This is a genomic window from Mycobacterium sp. E3247, assembly GCF_001667785.1.
GTDB lineage: Bacteria > Actinomycetota > Actinomycetes > Mycobacteriales > Mycobacteriaceae > Mycobacterium.
Map to the genome: position 1 here is coordinate 1 of NZ_LZJG01000309.1, position 800 is coordinate 800.

Consider the following 800-nt stretch of genomic DNA (forward strand, 5'->3'; position numbering starts at 1 on the left):
CGCGTTTCTCGCACTGCTCCTATTCTTCGACCAACAGATGCGGATTTCGTCCGTTTGGCAAGGAGACGAAATGAGGATTCGTTTCATTGTTTCGGCGCTCGGGGCTGTAGTGGTCGCGTTGGCGGTTGGGTGTGGCGGCGGGCAGGGCGGCGGCCACAACGCCACCTCGGTCGCACCCTCGCCGACGCCATCGATTCGCTGATCTTGGCGCCAGACCTGATTAACGAGATTGTCGGTGCGAAACTAAACTGGGCGTCCAAACCTCCGCCCGGCGCGACCTCCCCGCCCGTGGCCGCCTTCGTCGACGAGGGTAACCCGCAGTGCGAGCCGCTGATCGCGCCGGACACGTACTCGGTGGGGGTGGCTTACACCGCGTGGCGGAGCAATCTCTACAAAGAGGACAAGGACACGTACGAGCATGCGGTCCGTCAAGCCGTTGCGACGGTTGTCGATTCCAAAGCAGCGACGGTGTTGCTTGGCGACGCTTTTGCCAAGCGTCTCGATGCGTGCAGCAATGCCGTCATCCACCTGAGCGGCAAATATCGATGGAGATTCCAGAAGACCGACGCGACCGATACGGGAGTGCGGTGGACGGGAACGGAACTGGAGGACGGGCAGATCACCGGCTGGGTCTGCGCCAGCGAGGCGCGGGCAAAGAACAATGTGGTGATCTACGCGCAGGTGTGCCAATGGGGCAACGGCGCTCCGGCCGCAGCGACAGTTCTGGACAAGATGTCGGAGAAGATCCCCGGATAGACCCGGGAGAATCGGAATACTTTGTGCAGGATCCGGGAGGAGTA

2 protein-coding genes are annotated in these 800 nt (G+C 61.8%); both read left to right on the forward strand.

Annotated elements, in window-relative coordinates; all coding sequences use genetic code 11:
* On the forward strand, positions 1–202 hold a 202-nt coding region (locus A9X04_RS32345), incomplete at its 5' end, for a hypothetical protein (protein WP_369828931.1).
* The gene (locus A9X04_RS32350; RefSeq protein WP_067922628.1) at positions 130–756 is read left to right on the forward strand and encodes a sensor domain-containing protein; all 627 of its coding nucleotides are present in this window, start codon (positions 130–132) and stop codon (positions 754–756) included. The genes A9X04_RS32345 and A9X04_RS32350, both read left to right, overlap by 73 nt.
* The last annotated feature ends 44 nt before the right edge of the window (positions 757–800 follow it).